Origin of the sequence: Levilactobacillus namurensis, from assembly GCF_032197885.1 — a bacterium.
GTDB lineage: Bacteria > Bacillota > Bacilli > Lactobacillales > Lactobacillaceae > Levilactobacillus > Levilactobacillus namurensis_A.
Genome location: NZ_CP134159.1, coordinates 2485653 through 2510782, shown reverse-complemented (window position 1 = coordinate 2510782; position 25130 = coordinate 2485653). Strand labels below are relative to the sequence as shown.

The window sequence follows — 25130 nt, the reverse complement described above, 5'->3', positions numbered from 1 at the left end:
GAATTAGTGATGAAGGTTAAAACTAGAAAGCAAGGAAACTCTTTAATGGTAACCATTCCATCAAGTTTTGAGATTCCGGAAAATGCGGAATATACACCAGTAATGGATGAAAATGGCATCATCTCTTTTATTCCAGTTCATCAAAATTTATTTAAGAAGGATCCGTCGTATGATGTTAAGGCAGCGATGGATGAGATGGGGATTGGCGATCATGGTCAGTCTATTGGTAAAGAAAATGTCTGGTAAGATGCCGGTTCAAGGAGATATTGTGTGGATAGATGCGGAACCTCATGCAGGTCATGAGTATGGTGGACATAGCGTGGTTCAGAAAAATATTCGACGTCCTTTTTTGGTGATGAGCTCGGGCGTTTATAATGAACGTACAAAAATGATTGCTGGGTTCCCAATAACCTCTGCTGTCCCTAACGGCTTTCCGATGGCATTAAAAATAAATGGTAATAAGATACATGGATATGCCATTTTAAGCGGTCTACTAGGATATGACTATGTTGCTCGAAATGGTGAAATTGTCGAAAGCGTTAGCCGGGCTACACGGTATCAAGCCGCTAATGCAATCAAAGATATTTTTGAAATGATGTAGACATCTAAGCAAGGCTTATTTGTCAGTCATTGATAGTAAGGCCGCCGTCAACGATAGCTCATTGACGGCGGCTTTTTTCGTGTCCAATTTTAGATGCAGGCTACCCTTGGGATAATCAGCGTCCCCCAACGTTGATCTTGGTGTAGTCGTAAAGGTTCCACTTCTCTGCGGTATGGGGGTTCTTGCGTACCGTGGAAGGGTCGACCCCCACTAAAGCCTTGAAGTCGCGGGTAAAGTGCGCTTGATCTGAGAAGTTGAGGATTTCGGCGATGCGGGCCATTGAGAAATTCGTCGCATTAATCAGCTGAATGGCCTGATTGACCTTCGCCAATCGCTTGAACTTGGGAATGCTGACGCCAATCTCTTGCTTGAACTGCTGGGACAGGTAACGCGGGGAGCGCCCCAACTGGTTACCGAACTGGGTGATGGTCGTGGTCGTTTCCGGGGAATCCATGATGGCCTGGTAGATGGCCCGCACGTTGGTGGAGAGGTGGACGTTGCGCAGGTGGTTCACCCGGTTCGCCATGTCCACTAAGATCTCCTCGATGGTTTGCATGATTTCGGTAAAGGAGGCGAGTTGCTCGATAGCGCGGACGTACTGGTCGTTTAACGAGTAGGCTTGGTCGTAGTCGAGGCCCGCGTTGATGGCGGCCCGAATCGTGACGGATACGCAGATGATGCCCCAGTTCTTCAGTCCCCGGATTTTACTCTTATCGGATAAAATGCCGATTCGTCCCGACTCGACCAGTCCGGTGAAGGCCGTGTGAATGACGGCCGTATCACCGGCCAGAACGGCGGACTTTAAGGCCTTTTCGTAAACGTAGCTGATGTGCACCCCTTTTTCCTTGAAGTTAACGGTGGTGATGAGGTCGTTGAGCTGGTCCGAGGGGGTCGCGTGCGCAAAGGCTGCGTCGGTTTGGGCCGTGGTGACGGGCATTCCAAGGAGCTGTGAGAAGAATAGGACTTGTTTGTAGCACTGGTCCTTGCCCATCACGGTGGTATTCAGGCGCTTAGCTAGGTAGACGATTTGGTAAGTGGCGTCGAATTGATGCTGGTGGGGCAGATCATTGACGATTTCGGGACCTATCAGGTAGGCAATGTGGTCTTTAATGAAGCAAAAGGTATAGAGCGTCTGGGTGTGGCGGAAGATGGTGAATCCGTCGTGATGGGCAACGTGCTTGAGGAGTTGGAGATACTTGTGGGTCAGAATCTTGCCCGTTTTGAATTGAACAATGTTGCCGCTTGAACTTATTTTCACTTGGGCAGCGGGGAGGTTTAAGGAGCTGATATAGAGCTGTTCTAGCGTCATTGGAGCACCTCGTTTTGTAAATTATGGCCAAAAAATGTCGGTTTATTCAAATCTTATTCGGATATGGCCAGTATACTACAGAATGTAAGCGCTTATAAAATAACTCATGTGACAAATCGCATGAGGGTTATGAGTGGTTTTTCAAGTAAGTTGTCATCATTATTAGGAGTGATTAGACGTGAAAATCTATGTTGATGCTAACGTTGTTCGCGACGGTAACGGGACCAAAGAAGCACCGTACAAACAGATTAATACGGCCGCTAAGCTTGCTCAGCCGGGCGACGAAGTTCTGGTCTTCCCCGGTACTTACCGTGAATACGTCAACCCGATCCATGCTGGAACTGACGATGCCAGAATTACATACCGGAGTGTCGAGCCCTTGAAGGCAACGATTACCGGGGCCGAAGCGGTCAAGAGCTGGCAACCTTACCAGGATAATGTCTGGGTCGCCCGGATCAATAACGGTGTGTTTGGCGCGTGGAATCCGTACACCACCTACGTGATGGGGGACTGGTACTTTGGCCCCGTTGATAAGCACACGGGTGCGGTCTACATGAACGACCGTCAATTCTACGAAACCAATTCCTTACAGGAATGTCTGGAGGCCAAGGTCTACGGGCGTTCTTGGGAGCGGAAGAACTCGGTCTATAAGTGGTATACCGAACAAGATGAAGACAAGGACGAGACCGTCATTTATGCCAACTTCCAGGGGAAGAACCCGAACCACGAAAACGTGGAAATCAACGTTCGGCGAGAAGTCTTCATGCCCCAGGAGACCGGTATCAGTAACATCACGGTTAGTGGCTTTAAGATCAACAAGGCAGCCACGACTTGGGCACCACCAGCTTCATATCAAGATGGGATGATTGGCCCTCACTGGTCCAAGAATTGGATTATTGAAGACTGTGACATCGCCCATAGCCGGTGTTCCGGCATCTCGTTAGGGAAGTACAAAGATCCCGTCAATGACCAGTACTTCACCTATAAACACGTGAAGAGCCCGACCCAAATGGAACGGGATGCGGTCTGCCGGGGCCAATACCATGGCTGGTTAAAGGAAAACATCGGGCACCATATTGTGCGGCGGTGTAACATCCACCATTGTGAACAGAACGGTATCGTTGGCCGCCAGGGGGGCGTCTTCAGTTTAATTGAAGACAACCACATCCACGACATTAACAATATGCAGGAATTAGCCGGTGCCGAAATTGCCGGAATTAAGATGCACGCGGCCATTGACGTGATCATTCGGCGGAACCACATCAACGATTGCACCATGGGAATCTGGACGGACTGGGAAGCACAAGGGACGCGGATTACCCAGAACCTCTTAGACCATAACTATGCGCCTGATGGAACGGCCGTTCGAATCGTGGGGGCCATGCAAAGTCAAGACATCTTCGTGGAAGTTAGCCATGGGCCAACTTTGATCGATAATAACTTGATGCTGTCCAAGGCCTCCCTGCGGTTAGCGACGGAAGGGGTTGCCTGTGTTCACAACTTAATGCTGGGGTCCATCACTTCCATTGGGACCAACACGGATTACCCTGGCGAAGGGAAGACTGAACCACGGTTCACGCCATACCACATCCAACACCGGACCGAAGTGGCTGGGTTCATGACCATCCTGCACGGGGATGACCGCTTCTACAACAACATCTTTGTTCAGAACTGGCCAGTGGAACCTAAGGATCAGGAGACCTTGGTTGACCGGGAAGCGGACGACACCGAACAAGTCGGGACTAATGGCTTTGACGATTACCCAACTTACGACGAGTGGTACGCACCGTTTGCCCGGCTTGACGGGACCTACGCGAAGGAAAACGACATGAACGAGCTGATGAGTGCGCACTTTGGACATTTACCAATCTGGGCGGCCGGCAACATGTACTTCAACGGGGCCAAAGCTTGGAAGAAGGAAACTGACAACCTGGTCAACACTAAGGATAAAGTGGACTTTGAGTTAGTTGAAGATGGTGATCAGACCACCATTAAGACCAACCTCTTTGACCTGATTGGCGACTACGCGGAAGGTATCATCACTACGGATACATTAGGGGAAGCTTTCGAACCAGAACAACGTTATGAAGCACCAGATGGTTCCGACATCATCTTTAACCAAGACTACTTCGGCAACCATCGGGGAACTGCGACGATTCCTGGACCATTTGCGACTGAGGAAGCGGCTAAAGCGGTTCTCTGGAACCACTAATCTAGCATTAGCGACCAACTTACAAAACATAATTTTATAATAGCTAGTTCGTTGTGACCAAAAAGATTCTTGCTAGAGAGGGAGACTTAAAAAACTTCTAGTAAGAATCTTTTTCTATCAAAAATTAACCATAAATAGCTGACGAATTGTTGGACAACAGTTTGGAGGAACTCTAAATGGACAATACAGTGAAGGCGCCGGAGACCCAGAAAGGGAAGTTTCCCTATCGGTTAGGCTTTGGGATTTTATTTGGGCTGTTAGGTTGGCTGATTCCTTACTTGGGGGTCAATTCGACGTTACTGCCCGCCAAGATTCAACAAATTGCACCGACTCAAAAGGTACAGATTGTTGCGTTACTGGCGACAATTGCCATGATTGTGGCGACAATTGCGAATATTATTGAAGGGGCACTCTCAGACCGGACCGTGAGTCGGTGGGGGAAACGGAACCCGTGGATTTTTGCCGGGATGATTAGTACCCTGATCTGTTTTTATTTCTTAACCAAGGTAACCACGATTACGGGAATTATTCTTAACTGGTCTCTGTTTCAAGTTGCGTTGAACATGATGGTGGCACCGTTAGTGGCGTTTATTGCCGATAAAGCGCCGAAGAAGTACCGGGGGTCCATTTCCGCCTTTTATGGTGTGGGGATGAACATCGGGACGCCGGTCGGGACCATGATTGCTTCGCGATACATTACCAACGTTAATAGCGGGATTTACATTTTCATGGTTTTTGAAGTGATCTTTACGTTGATTGGTCTCTTCTTAGTCGGTGATGGCAGTAATAAGGGGGAAAAGGTTCCTAAATTACACGGCTCGGAATTGGTTGAAGCCTTCTCGTTCCCCATTCATGGCGATGTGCGGGACTTCTATTTTGCGGTCTTTGGCAAGTTACTCTTCGTTTCCGCCCAGTTCATTATTACGGGGTATCAGCTCTATATCTTCACCGATTACATGAAACTATCCGCGGCCAACGCAACTCATAATCTATCTATTATGTCGATTATTCTCTTAATTACTGGGGTGTCGTTTGGGATTATTGGGGGTCCCATGGCCGACAAATTCCACAGTTTGAAGTTGCTGGTTGCACTCTCGACCGTTGCCATGGGGATTGGTGTGGCGATTCCTGCCATCGATCCAGCACCTTGGACCATGTTCGTGTACGCTGGTTTAAGTGGGGCTGCCATGGGGATGTACAATTCGGTGGACCAAGCCTTAAACGTGACGGTTCTGCCCAACCCGCATAACTCGGCAAAGGACTTGGGAATCGTGAACCTGGCCAACTCCTTAGGTCAGGTCTTCGGTCCAATCTGTGCTTCGGCAGTTATCGGAGCAGTGGGTTACCGGATGATGTTTCCAATGGCCGGTGTCATGTGCTTAGTGGGGGCCGGTTTGATTTTGATGATTAAGAAAGTGCACTAGCCCGAATTCATGGCGTCGGTTGCCTGGCAATCGGCGCTTTTTGGCGTTTCCAGAAACAAGGTGTATCCTAAAAATGAGGAGGGGACGTCATGCTTTTTACGGACAAAATTGATTGTCAAAAACTACCACGGTGGTGGCACGTCTTAGATGGGGTGGCCCACTGGGCACGATGGGTCTTGGTTGTCGGCGTCATCGCGTTGTTTTGGGTTCAGTGGCCCTGGCTCGAGTGGGTGACGGCGGGGAGCCTGATTATCACGGGGGCTTGGGCGGTGGCCACTTACGTCATCGCCCGGCGCGAGTACCAACGGCAGTGGCGAGCTTCACGCAGCTTTAAATCATCGAAGTAGGGGAGTTTACAAGATATGCACGCCAAAACACAAATTGATTTCACCAATTACAGCCCATTCATTCGCTGGTCGGACCGGTATAAGAACGGGGTGGGAATTATTGAGTTCCTGATTTTGATTGCCTGGTGGGTTCACCCCGTCGTTTGGCTGGGCGTGATCTTCGCCGTGACGATTGGTTACGACGTCGTCTGGAGCGTCTGCTTATTAGTGGAGACCTGGCGGCATCACCGGCGCGGTGATTTGCATTACAAATAACTTTTTCATCATTTTCTCATTATCGGCTAGCGTTGCCTCCCGGTTACTCCTATACTATTAAGCAAAGGGGGCGGAACAATTGAAGATACAGAGTTCCGATTGTACCGAGATTCTAGTCGGTAAAGCCGCCAGTATGGACGGTTCCACGATTGTTGCCCGTAACGAGGACGGTTACGGTCCAGTCAATCCAATTAAGTTCGTGGTCCACGCAGCGCAGGACCAACCGAACGCATCATTTACATCGATCACCACGGACGTGACAGTGCCGCTGCCAGCCCACGCCTACCGCTACACCGGGACGCCACAGGCTGACCAGAGTGATGGCCAGTACGAAGAAGCCGGCATCAATGAGTTTAACGTCGGCATGAGTGCGACCGAGACTACGGCGACCAACGCCCGGGTCTTGGGCTACGACCCGTTAGTCGATGATGGCATCAACGAAGAGGCCATGGTCACGCTGGTCTTGCCGTACATCAAGACCGCCAAGGAAGGGGCCCAACGCTTGGGTGCCTTACTGGAGAAGTACGGGACCGGTGAAAGCAACAGTATCGCCTTTAACGATAAAAACGAAATCTGGTACCTAGAGACCGCCGGGGGGCATCATTGGGCCGCCATGCGGTTGCCGGACGACTGCTACGCCATCGCGCCGAACCAGACGCTGATGCAGGAAGTCAACGTGCAGGATACCGCCAACTTCTTAGTTGCCAGTGACCTGGTAGACTTTGTGGACCAGCACCACCTGAACCCCGAACCCGGTCACTTTAACTTCCGGGAGATCTTCGGGACCCACAGTGAAGCGGATGCTTACTACAACACGCCGCGGACCTGGTACGGGCAAAAGCTGTTCAATCCTGAGATCGACCAAGAGCCGACCAGCCAGGACATGCCGTTTACCCGCCAGCCCGCCAAGAAGATCGCCATCGAAGACGTGCAGTTCTTCTTGTCGTCCCACTACAACGGGACCAAGTATGATCCTTTCGGCACCTTCGCCTCGGGCACGGCCGCGGAACAACGGAAGTACCGGCCGATCGCGATGGACCGCAACCAATGCTCGTCCATCCTACAGATTCGCAACGACGTCGACGCCGATCACGCCGCGATTCAATGGGTCGCCATGGGCTTCTTCGCTTACAGCCCGTACGTGCCGTTCTTTACCAACATCAACGACACGCCGGAGGATTACCAGAACACCACGACCACGGTCTCGACCGATAACGTGTACTGGTTAGAGAAGACCTTGTCCGTGATCATCGAACCACACTTCCACCAGTACGTCGACGCCATCAACGCTTACCGCGACGCCGCCCAATCCTATGCCCGGAGCCGGGTCGAAGCCACGGATCAAGCCGTGGGTTCTGCCAAGGACGTTGCGGCCTTCTTAACGCAGAGCAACGCGGAGACGGCCGGTGAAGTCTCCCGGCGGACGCACGCGCTCTTCGACGAACTGGTCAAGCATGGGCTGAACCTCTCCTTGACCAGTTGGGAAAAGGGTCAGAACCTGTAAGTCCGGTTTAAATCACGGCCGTTGTGTTCGAACGGCCGCTAGTCAGTACGCTAACCATTAAAAAACGTCGGTCTCCCGTAACTTTGTGGGGGACCGACGTTTTAGGCGTTAAGCCGTGTGGAATTTTAATTTATTGAAAAGCGTAACCGAACGGTGCGTTACCCCTTATGTCGCGGGGTCCCTTACACTGGCTGGTAGAGATACGGCTAAGTGGCCGTTACCTCAATCGGTTCAACGGAACAAGGGGAATTGTTCGACGACTACCATCACGCTGAAAACCTTTAATCGACGTTGAATGGGGCCTCCGCTGTGTGCGGGGGCCTTTTTCAGGTCACGCAAAGGGCGGTTCATCGGGGGAGTTGTGGTATACTCAACATACCCTTGGCAGGAGTGACCACCCATTGGTCACTGACGGACGATCTTAGTTGATCGTCCTTTTTTAGTGGGCCTGGCCCGCGCGCAACGCGGCGAGGTCGCAACCTTCCAGCGTCAAGAGGGCAATCTTACGGTCGATTCCGCCGGCGTACCCGGTCAAGGACCCGTCGCTGCCCATCACCCGGTGACAGGGGATGATGATGGAGATGGGGTTGTGCCCCACGGCACCGCCTACGGCCCGGGACGCGGTGGGCCGACCCATCCGCGTGGCGATTTCCTGGTAGGTGATGGTCTGCCCGTACGGCACCTGGCGGATCACACTGAGCACCTGTTGGCGAAATGCGGTGACTTCGGGCTGGAGGGGCAGGGTGGCTGGATCCGGTTGGCGGCCGGCGAAGTAAGCGTCGAGCCAGGTCGTGACCCGGGTCAGCAGGGGCGTGACCTGGCCTTTAGAACGCTCAAGGTCGTAGTTGGCCCCGTAATGCTGCTGGTCACTGAACCAAAGACCGTATAGGGCCTGATTGTCGGCTAACAGAGTCAGGTCGCCCAGCGGGGACGGATAGATGGTGTGGTAAAACATTGGTGACGCCTCCTTGCGTAAAATGTTTCTGGGTTCAGCATACCACGTCCACCAGCAAAAACCGCGTTCAAAGGTGCTGAACGCGGTTTTTACCAGTTTTAGGGGGAGTGCTGTGCGTTAGGCGGGTCGCTTGACCCGCAAAGTCATGGCGTTGATCGCCACGATGATGGTACTCAGGGACATCACCACGGCACCAACCATGGGATCCAAGATGAACCCAATTGGAGCTAACACCCCGGCGGCTAAGGGGATGGCAATCAAGTTGTATCCGGCCCCCCACCAGAGGTTCTGGGTCATCTTGCGGTTCGTGGCCCGGGCGAGGTCTAAGAACTGGATCACGTCGGCGGGGTCGCTGGCGACCAGGATGATGTCAGCGGATTCCAACGCGACATCCGTCCCGGAGCCAATCGCCATGCCGATATCCGCACGCGCCAGACTAGGCGCATCGTTGACCCCGTCCCCGATGAAGAGGACCTTACCCTTAGCCTGGTAGTGCTGGACCAAGCGTTCCTTATCTTCGGGCAATAGGCGGGCCTGGACGTCGGTGATGCCGACTGCGTGGGCGACCTTTTCGGCCGTCTCCTGGTTGTCCCCGGTCAACATGACCGGCGTGATGCCCTGGCGTTTCAGTGCCGTGACCAATTGCTTGGCGGCGGGCTTGATCTGGTCACCCTGGGCGACTAGGCCCAAGACTTGCTGGTTGGCGACTAAGAAACTGATGGAGTTGCCCTCACTGGCGTAGGCCGCGAACTGGTCGTGGTCGTAAGCCAAGTGGTGTTGGTCCAGGTAGTTGACGGCGACTAAGCCGTACTCGGTGCCGGCGATGGTCCCAAACTGGCCCATCCCCGTCACCTGGTGCGGATTCTCCGCCGCCGTGACGGTCACCCCGGCGGCCTTAGCGGCGGTCAGGATACCGGTGGCTAGGGGATGGCTGGACCCGCTCTCCAGGTTAGCCATCAGTTGGAGGATGGCTTGGTCATCGTACTGGTGGTCTAAGCTGACCAAGTGGTTGACCGTGAAGTGGCCTTGCGTCAGGGTCCCGGTCTTATCCATTAAAGCAAACTTCAGGTGGTTGACCTGTTCCATGGCATCTCGGTTCCGAATCAGCAAACCGTTTTGTGCGGCGAGGGCGGTACTCCGCGCGACGACCAGGGGAACGGCCAGGCCTAAAGCGTGCGGGCAGGCAATCACGAAGACGGCGACCGCCACGGGTAAGGCCACGGGAAGACTAGTCAGCGTGACCCAGATGATGAAGGCCAGGATACCCACGAACAGCGCGGCGTAGAAGAGGTATCCTGCGACCCGGTTCGCGAGGTTCTCGGACTTCGACTTGGACTGCTTGGCGTTTTGAATCAGGTCCATGACCTGAGCCAAGTAGCCGGAGTCGCCGGTCCCCGTGACCTTGGCGGTAAAGGTCCCGGTTCCGTTGACCGACCCGCCGATCACGGCATCGCCCACGGTTTTGGCCACGGCCCGCGATTCTCCGGTGACCAGGGACTCGTTGATATCGGAGTGTCCGGTCAGAATCTGTGCGTCGGCCGGGACCTGTTCGCCGGCCCGGACAGCCACCACTTGGCCGACTTGTAGGTCAGCTAAATTAATGTCAGTGACTTGCCCGTCCGTCCCCAGAACGTGGGCCGTTTGGGGAAGAAGTTTACCTAGCGAATCAACAGCCGAACCGGCGTTCATGACCGTATTCATTTCGATCCAGTGCCCCAACAACATGATGTCGATCAACGTGGCCAGTTCCCAGAAGAAGTCGGTCACGACCGGGGTCACCTGGAAGAGGTTATTGGCGATTACGGCATAGAGGCTGTAGATGTAGGCGACGCCGACCCCCATGGTGATCAAGGTCATCATGGCCGGCTTCTTCTGGGCAATCTCCGCCTTGGCCCCGCTGAAGAAGGGGGCTCCGCCGTAGAAGAAGAGCAGTGTGCCGATTAGCGCGACGACCCAGTCACTGCCGGGAAACGTCAACTGGAACGGCAAGCGCATGCCCATCATTGGCGACAAGAGGACGATGGGAATCGTCAGGATCAGGGAGACCCAGAACTTACGCTTGAGGTTCCCCATGTGCATCATGTGCCCGCCGCCCATGTCCATATCTCCCATGTCGCCGTGCATGTCCATGTGGTCCATGGGCATCTGATTGGTCGCCATGTGGTCCATATCGTGACTGAGGTGTTGGCTGTGGTCAGCGTGCATCCCCAGATTATCTTGGTTCATTGGTTGCTTATCATTCAATTGGCACAACTCCCTTCACACCCGTCCGGTAGGCAGTCGCAGTCGACTTGTTCCGGTGCGGTGGCAAGCTTGGCTTGTAAATGCGTGATTAGTTCTTGAACATCGGCGCGGCTGAGTTCCAGCTGGTCGATGGTGTGCACCAGGGCAGTTCCCCGGTGCATCGCACACATCTGGTTCAATTCGTTCATCAGTGCGGCGTCCATGGCCGCTTGTTCGCTGATCTGTGGGGTGTAGATGAATTGCCGCCCCTGTTTTTGGGTGGTCAGCGCGCCCTTTTTGACCAACCGGCCAATCAAGGTTTTGATGGTCGGGGCCTTCCAATCGTGTTGTTGTTCTAGCAGGTCAATGATGGTACGGCTATCCGTTTGTTTTAAGGTCCAGACGATCCGCATGACCCGCCATTCGGCGTCGGAAATCGTCGCAGTTAGTTCAGTAGTTGCCATTGGGGACTCAGCTCCTTTACGTTCGGTTTGATTATTTAGAGTTTACATCTGTAATCCAAAAGTGTCAAGAAAAGGCCTTTGACCATTTTTGAAATTAGATGACGGTTTTTACAATTAATTTGATAATCGGTTAAATTTTTGGCAAGATTAGCGGATTTCTCAGCTTTTCTTGTTACACTTCGTATAATGAAGGATGGTCATTTTTATATTGAAAGGAAGACGCTACTTGTGAAAAGTTTAAAACGCTGGTTGGTGCGGCTAAGTGTCGGACTCTTGGTGGTCACCGGAATTCTTCCCGCCACCACCGCACAAGCGGCCAGCTCAAAAATCTCGAAAGTCCCCGCACGGGCTGCTTACGTGATGGACGCCCAGAGCGGTCAGGTCCTGTACCAACAGAACGCGAACCGCCGGTATCCCATCGCCTCATTAACCAAACTCTTAACCGTCTACTTAACGGTCCAAGCCATTAATGACGGTAAAATCAATTGGGATGATCAGGTTCCCATCGATAGTGACCTGATTCGTCTGAGTCATAACTCGGTCTTCTCCTCACTGCGGATGAAATCAAGCGACAAGTTTACGGTCCGCCAACTGGTCGAAGCCGCGATGGTCGCCTCGTCGAACAGTGCGGCGTCGGCGTTAGGGGACTACGTTGCCGGGAGCAACGCAGCCTTTATCCAGCTGATGAACCAGCAGAGCCAGGCCTGGGGCATCAACGCCCACTTCATCAGTTCGTCGGGACTAGATAATTCCGATTTGGACAAGTACAACTACCGTTTGCCGGGGACGGGGGCCAAGGAAGAGAACTTGGTCTCGGCTAAGGCCATCTCGATTGTGGCCCAGCACCTTCTCCAGGCGGACCCGCAGATCACCAAGATCTCCAGTCAGACCCAGGCGCGGGTCAACGGTACCCAGATCTTCAACGAAAACGGTAGTCTGAAGGGGCAAGCCAATTACGATAAGGACACCCACATCGACGGTCTGAAGACCGGTTACACGGAAAACGCTAACCTGTGCTTCACCGCCACCTTCACGGTCGACGGTGAGCGGATGATTGCCACGATTCTGGGTGGCAACACCACGTTTACCGCCATGAACAAGCTGGTCAAGCAGGTTAAGAAGCAGTATCAGCTCCAGTCCGTGCACCTGACCAACCGTTCAGTCAAGCTGGCTAACGGCACCACGGTCCAGGCAGTTCCGGACACTTCCCAGGTAGGGTCGTGGACCACGCAGGGGCAGGACGGTGGTCAGATCACCACGTCCTTCAAGCCAACATTGACGCCAGCGGCCTTGCAGGCGGGACGGATCCAGGCTAACGACCAGGTCGCCACGTTAACGGTCCGGGACCCCCAGACGGGCGTGACGCAGGAGGTCGCTTACCGCACCCAGACGCCGGTCACCCTGTTCAGCAGTCACCAGACCTTCAGCCGCCCGACCAAGGTCGCCCCAGCCATTCAACGGTTGACGCTCCAGACGGCGGTCTTTGCGTTACGGTAAACTAAACTTTAAACCCTTAACCACTGTGCTGGTCAGCGCCTTATCGGGCGGCCAGACAGGGCTGGGACGCCGTGGGCACAACTTGGAGCCCCAAGTTCAGGTCTCCAAGCTTGGCCTTTTCCTAAGTGAGCTAAAAATGCTCACCAAGGAAAATTTCACGGCTGAGCCCTGTCTGATTGCCCTCACGGCTGACGATTGGATTGGTTGCAACGTTCCGGCAGGGGGTATCTAAACTGACATTGGTTTAAGCTGGAGTTCGGCCGTCGTCGAATCGAAAAATTAAGACGTATTTATGGTAAGAAGCGTTATCGCTCGGAACCCCGTTAAAGGGCCCCGAGCGATTTTTTGGTTTCAGCAGGATTAGTCTTAGTTGAACGGTCACCAATAATCCCTTAATCCAACAAAGCCGCAATATCGTGCAGGGCCAGGGCTGAGTTGCCAGTTCCCGCCACCGTGAAGCCGTGGTGGGAGTTGGCGTACCGGCGAACAGTGACCTTACTGCCGGCCGCAATCAGTTGTTGGCCGAACGCCTCGCCCTCGGTCAATAGGGGGTCCTGGTCGGCAGTCAACAGGAAGGTTTCCGGAAAGTTCGTGAGGTCCGCAGTCGTGGCCTTGCTGGGGGAGATCAACACGTTGTCGGTCTCGCCTTGGGGCCGGTAGTAATCCACGGTGGCCTGGACAGCCCCCAGACTGGCGGAAGAGCAAGCCGTGTGGGGTAGGCGTTTGGTCAGCGGGTCCGCGTCGAGGTCCAGCAAGGGACAGTCGAGGATTACCTGTTGGGCCAAGGGCTTTCCCTGCCGTAGGGCCAACAACTGGGTCCCCACCGCCAGGTTCCCGCCAGTGCTGTGGCCGATGAGCGTCGGCCACCCCAACTGCTCGCGGTACCGGTCTTGAATCTTCTGAACCGTCTCGAAGGCGGCCATTAGCGGAATTGGGAAGGGGTGCTCGGGGGCTAGGGGGTAGTCCACATCGAAGACCGCCACGTTGGCCGCCAGACACAGTTGTTTACAGAAGAGCGCGTCCCGGTCGGTGTGCGGGTAGATGAAGCCGTTGCCGTGGAGGTTGATGACCATGCCGGTAGCGGCGTGAAAGTGGGGCCACCGTGAATAGACGGGGATGTCCCCCGCGCTGGTGTTGAAGACCTGGGTCTCGGTGAATTCGCTGGTCAGGTCCGTAGCCAGGACTGGCGCGGTCTGCTGGGCTTGCTGGTGGCGTAGCTGATTGAGTGCTTGCGATGTGGACATTAGAAAAACTCCCTTATGTAGGTAGCGTGACGCGGGTGATCCGGTAATTCGGGCGGGGCTTATTGCGAAATAAGGTCAGACTGATGGACCCTTAAAAAACAAAAAGCCAGCCGCAATACCGGCTGGCAAAAATAATTGAGTTAATGACGAAACATAAAGATTCCCCGAATGATTTCACCGCCAATCAAGAGTAACATGACGGACCAGGTGATCAATGTCGCAGTGCTTCCCATCTGAATGGCCTCCCTTGTGAGCTACTGAATTTACTAACTTCAGTGTACGCCCAAAGCCGTCATAGCGCAATAGGTACCGCTTACAAAATCGAAACGGGATGGCTTTAAATTTCAGAGATAGCCTTGGGAATGTTGAGGCGCCACAAAAACACCCCCTAAAGTTAGAAGGTGTTGGAAATCAGAGCGCCTGGCGCGCGAGTTTACGGTAATAGTCGATGGAATCGGGCTCCAGGTGGAGCTGCTGAGTCGCCTCACGGTCGGATAACCGGGGATGCCGCCGTAAGTAGTTGACCAGGTATCCCTGATACAAAGTCGAAGGACTCAACCGAAAGCCTACGATGGCTTCGTCGGGCCGTAAGTACTTATGCAATCCCGGGAGCGTCAGGTGTGGGTCCGCGGCGGCGCGTTGTTTCAGCAGCCAGTCGGCACACTGAAAGCGGTCCTGCAAGGGGGCCACGAAGCGGTGCCAGGTTTGAAGAAACGCCTGTTGGTCGGCCGGCCAGTCACTGGTCTTTAGGGTCGCCATGAAGTTGGGTTGCAAGTAGACGCGCGCGGGGTACCCGTGGGCGGTCAGTAACAGGACTGCCCGGGTGTAGACGTGCAGCCGCGAATCAGCCAACAGGTCCGCCAGGTCGTCGACCCAGTGGAAGTTGACCGGACGGGTCTCTTCCTTAGGCTTGCTCTTGAGGTCTAAAGTGGGCAGGTAGGGTGTCCAGTTGTGCGAGAAGAGAAACTTGAAGTAGACGTTGAGGTGGGACAGGACCTTATTATAGGTCGCGTTTAGAATCTGCCGGCTATCGGTCAGCATGGCTAAGTACTGCTCGACGTCTTGGGTCTGAAGCTGGTTGACCCGGTGCTCGCGTTGATAAGTCGGGTTGAAGTTTTCTAAGTAATGGAAGAAGTCTTTTAGCGTGGACGTGTATTCGTCCCGGGTGGCCTGGGCGATGTCCCGTTGCGCCAGGTCGCGTTCGAAGGCGTCTTGATAAGGGTAAACGATCTTCATGGGGAAGCAACCTCCTTGATAGAAGTTACTTTAACATAAGTCAAGGGTGAAAGAAACGGTGATGCAATGGCTTATCCGGTTAATTGGCTAAATCTGAGTTGCTTGGACTTGTCGCCAGAGTGCGGTCTTTTGGTCGGCGGGGATGAAGGCGCCGTCGATGGCGTTACGCGTTAGTTGCGTGAGCAGGGACCAGTCGAGGCCGTAGTGGGTGTGGAGCGCCATGATCTCGGTGGTGAGGTCCGTCTGGGAGACGGTCCGGTCGTCCGTGTTGATGGTGACGGCGAGTCCCGCACTGAGAAATTCACTGAGGGGAAAGTCCGCGTAGCCAGCGACGGCCTTGGTCTGAAGGTTACTGGTCAGGCAGGTCTCGATGGTGGCGTGAGCGGCTTTGGCTTGGGCGATGACGGCTGGGTGTTGACTCATGTGGACGCCGTGACCGATACGCTGGGCGCCTAGGGTCAAGGCGTCGGCCACGTTCTGGGCGGGTCCGGCTTCCCCCGCGTGCAGGGTGCAGGGGAGCCCGGTCGCTAGCCCCGCTTGGATGGCGCTGGTCAGGTCGCTGGTGGGATGGTGAGCCTCGTCGCCGGCGAAGTCAAAACCCACGACGCCTTGGTCGGCAAACTCAGCGGCGGTCCGGAAAACGGTTGCCGATTCGGCGGTGGGCCGGTCCCGCATGGCGCAGATGATGGCGTTGACCGGGACCCCGAAGTCCGCGGTTCCCCGGTGGAGTCCGGTCAAGACGCCCTGAATCCCCTGGGCCAGGGTAAGGCCGCGGTCGGTAAAGAGGCTGGGAGCGAAGCGGGTCTCCAAGTAGATTAGACCGTCCGCCGCGGCGGTTCGAACCATATCATACCCGGCGATTTCGAGTTGCCGGGTGGTCTGCATCAGATCGGTGACCACCTGGAATCGCTTCAGGTAATCGATGAGACTCACCGTGGTCATGGGCGCGGACACCAGTTGCCGTAGCGCGGCGTCACTAGCAGGTAAGTCGTCGCCGGTGACGGCGGCCATTTGCCGGAGGGCGGGTAAGGACAGGGAACCATCTAAGTGACAATGCAACTCAACTTTGGGAAACTGCCGCACGGCGCTGGCCGTGAACGGGGTAACTTGAGACATCTGTAATTCCTCCTCTAAAATGCCGTAATCCAAAACAACATGAAAACACCATGAAAACTTACCTGATAGTATACCATGGTTCGTCGCGAAGCCCGTTTGTTAAGCAACTGAATTAAGCTAATAGGGTTAAACATTAATCGCACAATATGCTTTAGGGAGTATCATAAGCTGGTGGTCTAGGCTAATCCCTTGTGAATCCTAGGCTGATGGCAAATTTTACAAATTTACTTTTTAGGCGAAAACCGTTGTGTCTGGTCACAAAACAATATAAAATTGGGACTGTTCAGCAAAACATGCGATAGACGGCGCTTGCCGGGACCATTCCGGCCGCCGACAGTCTGAACACCGTTAAATTTTAAATCATATTTGAGAGAATAAATCATTTTGGCATAAGGACAGTTGGTGGGATGACCTGTGTTGGGGGAACCACTGACTGGTATTGAGTTGAGGGGGAGAAATTATGAATCAACGGAACACGCCACTTACGCGTGCGTCCTGGCGAAGTCAACGCGCCAATCACAAACGGCGGTACATCACCGGGTTCGACGGATTACGAACACTGGCAGTCTTAGGGGTGATCATCTATCACCTGGTACCGTCGTCATTACAGGGTGGGTACTTGGGGGTCCCGATTTTCTTCCTGATTTCGGGCTACCTCGTGACCTATCTTTTGATTCAAGAATTTGAAACGCATGATCGGATTAATATCAAGAGCTTCTATGAGCGGCGGGTCAAGCGTCTGTATCCCGCGTTGGTCACGATGCTATTGGGAACGACGGCGTACATTACGCTGTTCCAGCGGTCACTTCTGGTCAACATTCGTGGAACCGTGACCACGAACCTGTTGTACGTCTACAACTGGTTTGAAATCAACCACGGGCAATCGTACTTTGACCGGTTTAACGGCGAATCGCCGTTCACCCACCTCTGGACCCTGTCCATTGAAGGGCAATTCTACTTAGTTTGGCCCCTAGTGGTCCTGGCCCTGTTGTTACTAGTCCGGAACAAGTTCCGGTCCATGCTGATTCTTCTGGCCTTAGCCGTGGTCTCGGCAGTCGCCATGGCGCTACTGTTCGACCCGAACAACCTGAACCGGGTCTACTACGGGACGGACACGCGGATGTTTGCGATTCTGATTGGGGCCGGCATGGCCTTCATCTGGCCCGCTTATAAATTACGAGATGATATCAGTAGTGCCCACCGAATGCTACTGGATGCGGCGGGCTTGATCTCGCTGGTGGCCGTGGTCTACATGTTCTTCACCATGAACGGTCAGGCGCCTAGCACCTACCGTGGCGGCATGTTCTGGTTCACCATCTTATCGGCCGTCCTGGTGGGAACCGTGGCCCATCCCGGAAGTGACATGAACCGGATCCTGTCGAACCCGCTCTTTGATTACGTCGGGAAACGCAGTTATGGGATCTACCTCTACCAGTTCCCCGTGATGATTTTCTACGAGGCACGGGTGAAGAATATCGGCAACCATCCGCTGATCAACTCAATCATTGAAGTGATCTTGATTATGCTGGTCACGGAAGCCAGTTACCGCTGGATCGAAAACCCGCTGCGGCGGTACCAGTACCGGAACACCTTCCGGGACTTGAAACGCATCTTGTCAAATCCTGGCAGTCACCGGATTGCTAGCACCATCAGCGTGCTGTCCGCCATCTGCTTGGTTCTGACCATGACCGGCTTCGTGCAACAGCCGGCAGCACCCAAGCAAACGGCGTTGCAGAAGACCATTACCAAGCGGCAGTCTGAGGCACAAAAGAAGAACGCCGCGGCGGCCAAGAAGCAACGAGAACTGGCCGCGGCGGAATCCAAGGAAAAGCACGACAAAGCGGTGGCTTACGCGAAGCTGTCTAAGGCGGACAAGGCCACGGCGAAGTACTACTTCCTAAACGCCGATGAGTTGAACACCAGTAAGAACACGCCGTTGACGGCGATCGGCGACTCCGTCCTCCTGGATGACTCCGGTGACCTGCAGAAGGTCTTCCCTGGCGCCGTGGTGGACGGGCAGGTCGGACGGCAAGCGTCTGCGATGCCCGGCGTGATCTCCAGCTTATCGCAACGGGGTCAGCTGGCGAAGAACGTGCTGGTAAACATTGGGACGAACGGGACCATCACGCAGGATAATGCGGATCAGATCATTCACGGTCTGGGTCCTGACCGGCAGATCTTCTGGGTCACCGCCCACGTGCCAACGCGTGAGTGGCAGGGTCAGGTGAACGCCATGATTCACAAGACGGCTAAGAAGTACAAGAACGTCCACGTGATTGATTGGTACACCACCGCTAAGGGCCAGTCCAGCTGGTTCGTTAACGATGACGTTCACCCCAACAATACCGGGAACCGGCACTTCACGTCATTGATTGCCAAGACGATTACCAAACAATTGAACGCTGAGAACGGGAAGAAATAGCGCCCTGTTTTGGCTAAACGCTGCGTATCCGGTACGGATGCGCAGTTTTTTAGTGGGTTAAGCGGGAATGGAGCCTGGCCGGCTGATCAACGATGTTAACGCTATTTTGTTTAATTAGTTTGCAATCTTCGCGGTTTTTACCCCGGAATCGAACGCTGGGATCGGTGGGCGACTATACTTTAAAGTGGCTTCGCGGAGGTATCAAATGATGAAGCTGATATTTTATTTTGGGGGCAGATTAATATGATGAAGAAAGTTGCAATGGTCGCTGCTGCGGCTGCGATGGTATTACCTTTGGGGTTAGGTGCAATTGCGCCGGTGAACACGGGCGTGACGACGGCTTACGCGGCGACCAAGAAGGCCGCTAAGAAGACCACGCTAACCTTACTGAGCAGTAAGACCTTGAAGAAGACGGCGTACCACGCTAAGCGTCAAGCCGCTTTGAACAAAGCCTTATTCGCGGCCGACAAAGCAACGGTCACCATCAGCAAGAAGGGCGTTTTAACGCCGAAGACCACGGTTTACGCGACTAAAAAGATTGTTGTGAAAACGCGGGCCACTAAGACCGCTAAGGCAAAGACCTTAACCTGCGTTTACGTCAAGAGCGCTAACGGCAAGGTCAAGGGGTGGATCGCGTTGGATCAACTGACCAAGGGCAAGGCGGTCGCTGCTAAGAAGACCACTAAGAAGGCCAATGCCAAGAAAGCAACGGCCAAGAAGACTAACGCCAAAAAGACCACTAAGAAGGCCACAACTAAACAGGCGGTAACTAAGAAGACTGCCAAGAAGGACACGGTCGCTGCGACCGCTGCGGCGAAGGTCGCTAAGAAGACCACCAAGAAGACGACCAAGAAGGCCACTAAGACGTATCAATTGGTCAGTGCCAAGAAGTTAAAGAAGACGGCTTACCACTACACCACCAAGCGTCCGGCCTACTTCACGGGGAAGTTCGCCGCTGATCGGTCCGTGGTCACGTTAAGCAAGAAGGGCGTTCTGCCTGCCAAGAAGACGGTCTACGCCACTAAGGCCATCACCGTTAAGCAAGGTAAGAAGACGGTGAAGTACCTGTACGTCACGACCAAGAAGGCTAAGGGCTTTGTCTTAGCTTCTACGTTGACTGCGGGTAAGTTCTAAAGGATAAGTTCTAAGCGTACTCAAAATGGCCGTCAGTCATGACGACCATTTTTTATGGCCTCACGGATATTGGGTCGACCAATCGGACCGCGGAAACCCAGTCGTGGCGGGCTAATTGGTGGGACCACGTAGGGCTGATCAATCTCCCTAGATAATCCCTTTACAAAGGGACCTGCGGCACGCATAATGGGGGTGTGAAAGCGCTACAATCATACGGAGGTGTTCTTATGGTTAAGACGAAAGCTGTAATGATTGGTGCCGGCCTGGCGAACATGGCCGCTGCCGTTTATCTGATTCAAGAGGCGCACTGGCAAGGGAGTCAAATCACTTTCTACGGGGCGGACCTCCACGGGGCTAACGATGGCGGGCCAACCGCCGACTTCACCGACGAATATTGGAACCAAGCACACCCGATGGCCAATACCACGGGGTACGTTGCTCGGGGTGGCCGGATGTTGAATTACCGGACTTACGTGGACTTGATGGACCTGTTGGACCGCATTCCGTCGGTTACGGAATCGGGGATGACGGCCGCGGAAGACACCCACGACTTTGACGCCCACCACCGGACCTTTGATAAGGCTCGGTTGCTCCAAGGGGGCAAGGGCATTATCGATGGTGGAAAGTTAGGCCTGAATAATAAGGACCGGGTCTTGCTGTCGAAGCTGGTACTGATGCCAGACGATGAAGAGACCAAGTTAGATAACGTCTCCATTGCGGCCTACTTTAAGGACGATCCCCACATCTTCCAGACTAATTTCTGGTATATGTGGGAGACCACGTTTGCTTTCCGGATTCAAAGCTCAGCCCAAGAACTGCGGCGTTACATGCACCAGATGATTTATGAATTTACGCAGATTGAACACTTAGTGGGGGTCAACCGGACCCGCTATAACCAATTCGAAAGTATCATGCTCCCCCTGATTAAGTATTTGGAGGGCGAAGGGGTCACCTTCTTAGACAACCGGATTGTCACGGATTGGGAATTCGCAGATAGTGAGCTGCAGGACGAAATCACCGTGACCGGATTACACGTTAAGAACCTCGAGACCGACACGGAAGACCTGGTCCCGATTGATGACGAGACGGCGGTCATCTTCACCAACGGGTCGATCACGGACTCCGCGACCATGGGGGATTACAACACACCGGCGCCCGAGAACATGGACTACGGGATCAGTGCAGCGCTCTGGAAGAAAGCCACGGAACGCTTCTATAACCTGGGGACGCCGGACAAGTTCTTCAACGACCGCAAGAGTTCCGAGTGGGTCAGCTTCACGTTGACCACTAAGAACCACCTGTTGCTGAACGAAATCACCCGCATTACCACCCAGATTCCCGGTAACGCGCTGAACTCCTTCTTGTCCACGACACCAATCACGCCGTTGGGGCATAAGGACGTCAACATGTCAATCGTGGTTCACCACCAACCCCACTTCACCACGCAAAAGCCTAATGAGTCGGTCATCTGGGGCTACTTCCTGTACCCGCGGCGGACGGGTGAGTTCGTCCACAAGCAGTACATTAAGATGACGGGGAAGGAAATGGCCCAAGAATTGATTGGGCAACTGTCCAAGGTTGACCCGGGGCCGAACAATATCAAGACCAAGGAACCGGAAATTCTCGATAGTATCGTGAACAACATTCCGGTCTACATGCCGTATGCCTCGGCGTTGTTCAATAACCGGGCCAAGACGGACCGGCCGGAAGTCATTCCCGCTCATTCGACCAACTTAGCCTTCACGGGTGAATTCGCCGAACAGCCGTACCAGATGATCTTCACGGAACAGAGTGCGGTTCGTTCAGGTGAGATGGCGGCCTACCACTTTGCCGGAATCTCCATGGACCACTTAGTTGAAACGCCACGGTATGATAAGGATCCTAAGACCTTGATGCGGGCGACGAAGAAGATGTTTAGTTAACGTGAGACGCTTTTAAAATGAAAAGGCACGTGCAAATCATTCCGATTTGCGCGTGCCTTTTTGTAGGTTAACTTAGATGACCGGGTGTTAGTTGGCCATGCTGTTGACGTTGGTCCGGTAGGTCTTGGTACTCTGCCAGAACGGAATCTTGACGACGCCCATGACCTTCTTGGCACTGACGTAGCCCCAGTAACGGCTGTCTTCGGAGACGCTGCGGTGGTCCCCCAAGACGAAGTACTTCCCCTTGGGAACCGTGGCGCCGCGATACTTCCAGTTGCGTTGCTTGGCCAGGCGGCTCAGAGTCCAGTTACCGGTTCCCGACGTCCGTTCCGCCTCGCTGATGTAGGATTGGCTGACCTTTTTGCCGTTGATGTAGAGGGTACCGTTGTGGCTGGCGACCTTATCGCCCGGTAGACCGATGACCCGCTTGACGTAGTTGGTGTTTTTGGCAGCGGTGGGGTCTTCGCCGTAAGCGTCGAAGACGATGACGCTATTTCGTTTGACCTGGAGAGGCTTGATGACCATCATCCGTTCCTTGTTTTCCAGGTTGGGTTGCATGGAATCTCCCATGACCCCGACCATCTCGAAGAGGTAGGTCCGGATCAAGAAAACCGCCGCCAGAGCGACTAGGATGGGGACAATCCAGCTCATAATGTTGCGAAATGTCTTCATAATATTGATTACTCCCGTTTTTGTAAAGTGGTCTCATTGTAGCACAATCTATCCGGGGGTCAGCTGGTTTGGCGAAAACTTAAGTAAAACGGCAAAAGATTGGGCGGCTTAAGCGTTGTGTAGGGGCCCCGGGGACATTAACAGACTAATTATGCGGGTCCACGTTTTTCCCTATAACGCAATCTCGACACGCCTGGCTGGTCAATTTTTGCGCGAAAGCCCCGGACCGGGTGAATCCATGCTACGCTAATGGCCAATGAGAGGAGTTGAATCGGGGATGCGGTTAAAAACGGTCGATAATATTGTCTTTTTCGGGATGCTACTTATTTTGCTGTACCAGTACGCCTTACTCTACCTGAGTATCTTTGCGGGGACCTGGGAGAACTTTGTGATGGTCGCCGGGGCGTTTTTGCTCGGGTTATTTTTAGGACGGACCACCTACATTATCCTGGCTAGTGCCCTGTCCTTTGTCTGCGTTAGCGTGGGTTTGTTGTTACTGATTCTGCACGACACGCGACAACTGTACTTTTGGGGTGCCATTGCACTGATCAGCATTACCCCCCTGACGGCGTACCTGACGTATTTACTCGACCACCGGTTGATGAAGCGCCAAGCGTTGCACACGTACCTGCAAAAGGTTCAGCGGGACCGACCAGAACTCGACGTCATCACCGGCGCCTACAACGGGTTTGCGTTGGACCAAGCACTGCGGCGGGAGCTGGCCCTGTTGGCGGACAATCACGAAGACTACCGGATTACCCTGACCATGGTCAAGATCGATTTCTTGGAAAACGTGGTCAACTTCTTGGGGAACGATCACTTCAACGACCTGTTGCGGGGAACGGCGCGGCAGCTAGAAGGGATGCTCTTTACCGTCGACCGCCTGTACTATATTGGGTCGGGAAAGTTTGTAATCAAGTCCCCGTTGCTCGACGAGGCTAACGCGGGGCTGTTGCGCCGTAAGTTAAAGGCCCATATTAATGAAATCGGGGGGCACTTTGGGTTAGCCCGGAACGGCTTAGTGTTGCGGATCGGTCAGATTTCGTCCACGCAGGAGCGCTTGGAAGACTACCATGCGGAGGAGATTATTGCGAACTTAGAGCGTAGTGCCGAGACGGATATCGTTAAGGAATATATTTAGAGGAGGCGTTGACCGTGCATTGGTTACTGTGGATGAGTTTTTTGATGACCGGCATTTTCGTGTTGGCCGTGGTGCTGTTTGCCAGTTGTTGGTGGGTGATCTTCCAGCGGACGATTCACCGGTTCAACGCTGAGGAGGATGGCCGTGATTGATTATTTATACGTGCTGTCCATTATTTCTATCTGGGTCTCAATCGGGATGACGCTGGTCACGTTGAGTGGTGGGGTGCTCTTTTTGTTGCGCCATCTTCACCGCACTGACGTAGATGACTTACCGCCATTGCGGCGCACGCCCCGGGTGACGGTCGTGGTGCCGGCGCATAACGAAGAGCTGGTGATTCAAGACACGGTCAAAGCCATCTTACGGTTGAACTATCCGGCCGATTGCCTGGAGGTCCTAGTCTACGCAGACAACTGTCAGGACCAGACCGCCGTTGCGGCCCGAAGCCTACTGACCTGGACCGAGTTCCAGGGGCGGAACCTGACCGTGATTGAGCGCACGGGAACCGGCGGAAAGGCGGGAGTTTTGAACGACGCGTTGGCGATTGCGACCGGCGAGTACCTGGGTGTGTATGATGCGGATGCGGCGCCCGAACGCAACGCCCTGTACTTCTTGGTCCAGAAGGTTTTGGAAGACCCGGACCGCTACGCCGCGGCGTTTGGACGTAACAAGACGCGAAACTACCAGCAAAACTTTCTCACGCGGTGCATCAATTTGGAAATCATCAACACCCAGCGGATTCAGCACACGGGGTTGTGGCAACTCTTTAAGATTGGGCGGATTCCGGGAACCAACTTCATCATCAATAAGCAGGTGGTCCAAGAGCTGGGTGGTTGGCACAACGGGGCGCTGACCGAGGATACCGAAATCTCGTTCAACCTGATGCGGCGCGACAAGTTGATTGCGCTGGCCCACCGAGCCGAGGCCTTTCAACAGGAACCCGAAACGCTTTTTGCCTACTACAACCAACGGAAGCGCTGGGCCCGGGGAAACTATGAAGTGTTGGGGGCCAACCTCAAGCACCTATTCGACCGGTCCCCCTGGCGCATCAAGTTGGAGGTGTTGTATTACATGTGCACCTTCTTCTGGTTCAACGCGGCCATCGTCATCTCGAACGTGACCTTCTTGGGAAACGGCTTCTTGGCGCTGATGCAGTGGGAGAACCCGGCGTTGCATACCATGTTGAACCTCGATGGCCCGGTGGCGTTCCTGTTTCTGGTGAACTGGTTTTTGATGTTCTACCTGTACCTGCTCCAGCTCAACATCGCCTTAGCCAGCGATTATGGTCAGGCGACCGTTAAGAACTTTCTCTATAGTCTGGTGGCCTACTTTACCTATGCCCAGTTGTTCATCGTGGTGGCGCTGGCGGCAGTCTGGGATATCTGTCGCGACCGGGTAACGGGGAAACGGCGGACCCAGTGGTACAAGACGCAACGCTTTTAAGGAGGGACT

The 25130-nt window shown here is 54.0% G+C and carries 22 protein-coding genes; 14 read left to right on the top strand and 8 right to left on the bottom strand.

Going from position 1 to position 25130, the window contains the following annotated elements; genetic code table 11:
- Window positions 1-9 precede the first annotated feature (9 nt).
- Window positions 10-246 carry a type II toxin-antitoxin system PemI/MazE family antitoxin gene (mazE, locus tag RIN67_RS11925; RefSeq protein WP_056943602.1) on the top strand — a complete coding sequence of 79 codons (237 nt, stop codon included), beginning with the start codon at window positions 10-12 and terminating at the stop codon, window positions 244-246.
- Window positions 212-601, top strand: coding sequence for a type II toxin-antitoxin system PemK/MazF family toxin (locus RIN67_RS11920; protein WP_225426480.1), 390 nt, complete (start codon window positions 212-214; stop codon window positions 599-601). The genes mazE and RIN67_RS11920 overlap by 35 nt, the downstream gene beginning before the upstream one ends.
- Window positions 602-716: 115 nt before the next feature.
- Here the strand turns inward: RIN67_RS11920 and RIN67_RS11915 are convergent, their stop codons facing one another.
- Entirely contained in the window at window positions 717-1910 is a 1194-nt protein-coding gene (locus RIN67_RS11915; RefSeq protein ID WP_264999765.1) for a helix-turn-helix domain-containing protein, read from the bottom strand.
- Between the two features lie 178 nt (window positions 1911-2088).
- Between RIN67_RS11915 and RIN67_RS11910 the strand changes: the two genes are divergently transcribed.
- From RIN67_RS11910 to RIN67_RS11890, 5 genes are all read left to right on the top strand, one after another.
- Complete coding sequence (locus tag RIN67_RS11910) at window positions 2089-4122, top strand: right-handed parallel beta-helix repeat-containing protein (RefSeq protein ID WP_264999766.1); 2034 nt, start codon at window positions 2089-2091, stop codon at window positions 4120-4122.
- 176 nt (window positions 4123-4298) lie between these two features.
- A complete protein-coding gene (locus RIN67_RS11905; protein ID WP_264999767.1) occupies window positions 4299-5546 on the top strand; it encodes an MFS transporter in 1248 nt (415 codons plus the stop codon).
- A gap of 89 nt (window positions 5547-5635) precedes the next feature.
- Complete coding sequence (locus RIN67_RS11900) at window positions 5636-5893, top strand: hypothetical protein (protein ID WP_264999768.1); 258 nt, start codon at window positions 5636-5638, stop codon at window positions 5891-5893.
- Window positions 5894-5908: 15 nt separating this feature from the next.
- Complete coding sequence (locus RIN67_RS11895) at window positions 5909-6148, top strand: hypothetical protein (RefSeq protein WP_264999769.1); 240 nt, start codon at window positions 5909-5911, stop codon at window positions 6146-6148.
- A 79-nt stretch (window positions 6149-6227) separates the two neighbouring features.
- On the top strand, window positions 6228-7652 hold the full coding sequence (locus tag RIN67_RS11890) for a C69 family dipeptidase (protein ID WP_264999770.1): 1425 nt from the start codon (window positions 6228-6230) through the stop codon (window positions 7650-7652).
- 439 nt (window positions 7653-8091) lie between these two features.
- Here RIN67_RS11890 and RIN67_RS11885 read toward each other — a convergent pair whose 3' ends face one another.
- The 3 genes from RIN67_RS11885 to RIN67_RS11875 form a co-directional block, all read right to left on the bottom strand.
- A complete protein-coding gene (locus tag RIN67_RS11885) occupies window positions 8092-8607 on the bottom strand; it encodes a methylated-DNA--[protein]-cysteine S-methyltransferase (RefSeq protein WP_313825844.1) in 516 nt (171 codons plus the stop codon).
- Between the two features lie 117 nt (window positions 8608-8724).
- The gene (locus tag RIN67_RS11880) at window positions 8725-10812 is read right to left on the bottom strand and encodes a heavy metal translocating P-type ATPase (RefSeq protein WP_390894539.1); all 2088 of its coding nucleotides are present in this window, start codon (window positions 10810-10812) and stop codon (window positions 8725-8727) included.
- A 35-nt stretch (window positions 10813-10847) separates the two neighbouring features.
- Window positions 10848-11294, bottom strand: coding sequence for a CopY/TcrY family copper transport repressor (locus RIN67_RS11875; RefSeq protein WP_264999772.1), 447 nt, complete (start codon window positions 11292-11294; stop codon window positions 10848-10850).
- A gap of 228 nt (window positions 11295-11522) precedes the next feature.
- Here RIN67_RS11875 and RIN67_RS11870 point away from each other — a divergent pair, with 228 nt between their 5' ends.
- Entirely contained in the window at window positions 11523-12791 is a 1269-nt protein-coding gene (locus tag RIN67_RS11870) for a D-alanyl-D-alanine carboxypeptidase family protein (protein ID WP_264999773.1), read from the top strand.
- A gap of 392 nt (window positions 12792-13183) precedes the next feature.
- Here the strand turns inward: RIN67_RS11870 and RIN67_RS11865 are convergent, their stop codons facing one another.
- The 3 genes from RIN67_RS11865 to add form a co-directional block, all read right to left on the bottom strand.
- Window positions 13184-14035: an alpha/beta hydrolase gene (locus RIN67_RS11865; RefSeq protein WP_264999774.1), complete on the bottom strand. Its 852-nt coding sequence runs from the start codon at window positions 14033-14035 to the stop codon at window positions 13184-13186.
- Window positions 14036-14446: 411 nt separating this feature from the next.
- A complete protein-coding gene (locus RIN67_RS11860) occupies window positions 14447-15271 on the bottom strand; it encodes a phage integrase N-terminal SAM-like domain-containing protein (RefSeq protein ID WP_264999775.1) in 825 nt (274 codons plus the stop codon).
- Between the two features lie 87 nt (window positions 15272-15358).
- Window positions 15359-16387: an adenosine deaminase gene (gene add, locus RIN67_RS11855; protein ID WP_313825845.1), complete on the bottom strand. Its 1029-nt coding sequence runs from the start codon at window positions 16385-16387 to the stop codon at window positions 15359-15361.
- A 460-nt stretch (window positions 16388-16847) separates the two neighbouring features.
- Here add and RIN67_RS11850 point away from each other — a divergent pair, with 460 nt between their 5' ends.
- From RIN67_RS11850 to RIN67_RS11840, 3 genes are all read left to right on the top strand, one after another.
- Complete coding sequence (locus tag RIN67_RS11850) at window positions 16848-18809, top strand: acyltransferase family protein (protein ID WP_264999777.1); 1962 nt, start codon at window positions 16848-16850, stop codon at window positions 18807-18809.
- 243 nt (window positions 18810-19052) lie between these two features.
- Complete coding sequence (locus RIN67_RS11845; RefSeq protein ID WP_313825846.1) at window positions 19053-19943, top strand: hypothetical protein; 891 nt, start codon at window positions 19053-19055, stop codon at window positions 19941-19943.
- Between the two features lie 227 nt (window positions 19944-20170).
- On the top strand, window positions 20171-21865 hold the full coding sequence (locus RIN67_RS11840) for an oleate hydratase (protein ID WP_264999779.1): 1695 nt from the start codon (window positions 20171-20173) through the stop codon (window positions 21863-21865).
- An 87-nt stretch (window positions 21866-21952) separates the two neighbouring features.
- On the opposite strand, the gene lepB is transcribed toward RIN67_RS11840, so the two are convergent.
- Entirely contained in the window at window positions 21953-22537 is a 585-nt protein-coding gene (gene lepB / locus RIN67_RS11835; protein WP_264999780.1) for a signal peptidase I, read from the bottom strand.
- A 277-nt stretch (window positions 22538-22814) separates the two neighbouring features.
- On the opposite strand from lepB, the gene RIN67_RS11830 reads away from it, so the two are divergent.
- The 3 genes from RIN67_RS11830 to RIN67_RS11820 are packed head-to-tail and all read left to right on the top strand — an operon-like array spanning window position 22815 to window position 25121.
- Window positions 22815-23678, top strand: coding sequence for a diguanylate cyclase domain-containing protein (locus RIN67_RS11830; RefSeq protein ID WP_264999781.1), 864 nt, complete (start codon window positions 22815-22817; stop codon window positions 23676-23678).
- Window positions 23679-23692: 14 nt separating this feature from the next.
- Window positions 23693-23830, top strand: coding sequence for a hypothetical protein (locus tag RIN67_RS11825; RefSeq protein ID WP_158267199.1), 138 nt, complete (start codon window positions 23693-23695; stop codon window positions 23828-23830).
- Window positions 23817-25121: a glycosyltransferase family 2 protein gene (locus RIN67_RS11820; RefSeq protein WP_390894163.1), complete on the top strand. Its 1305-nt coding sequence runs from the start codon at window positions 23817-23819 to the stop codon at window positions 25119-25121. The genes RIN67_RS11825 and RIN67_RS11820 overlap by 14 nt, the downstream gene beginning before the upstream one ends.
- The last annotated feature ends 9 nt before the right edge of the window (window positions 25122-25130 follow it).